The sequence below is a fragment of the Paenibacillus sp. 01T422 genome (assembly GCF_056398785.1).
The window spans coordinates 1-742 of record NZ_JBFTQB010001475.1; the positions used below are offsets into that span (position 1 = coordinate 1).

Annotated in this window: 1 pseudogene; it reads left to right on the forward strand. The window is 48.4% G+C overall.

The features are described 5' to 3' along the window. Positions 1–742: pseudogene (locus AC1DUA_RS39615) on the forward strand (nickel pincer cofactor-dependent isomerase, group 22); the annotation flags it as partial.

Sequence of the window (742 nt, forward strand, 5' to 3'; positions counted from 1 at the left end):
GTTTACCGGTTTATGTAGATCGTATCGCCTCGGAAGCAGATGCGATCGTCGTAATTAACCGTGTGAAGCCGCATACGGCGTTCCGCGGACGTATTGAGAGCGGCATCATGAAGATGATCGCGATCGGGCTAGGGAAGCAAAAAGGCGCTGAAGCCTGCCATCAGCTTGGCTTTAAGTATATGGCGGAGAATGTGCCAGCCATGGCTAATCTGATGATTCAGAAACTGCCAATCGTGTTCGGTGTAGCTCTCGTCGAGAATGCTTATGACGAGACTTGCCGAGTAGAAGTGCTTCCTGCAGCTGAAATCGAAGAGCGCGAAGAGCAGCTGTTGATTGAAGCGAAGGCGCGACTTCCGAAGATTCTGTTCGATGAGATTGATGTGCTGGTCATTGATTACATTGGCAAAAATATTAGCGGCGACGGCATGGATCCCAACGTAACAGGTCGTTACCCGACGCCTTATGCGCATGGTGGCCCGGATGTTGCGAAGATGGTTGTTTTGGATTTGACACCAGAAACAAAAGGGAATGCAAATGGGGTAGGAACGGCTGATTTTACAACTCAACGCTTAGTGGATAAAACTAATCTGGAGTTCACGTATGCGAATGGACTAACTTCCACCGTTTGTGCGCCAACGAAGATCGCAACAACGCTGGAGAATGATTTCTATGCCATTAAAGCTGCTGTAAAAACTTGCAACATCCTAGATTACACGAAGTGTAAGCTGGTTCGGATCCAAGA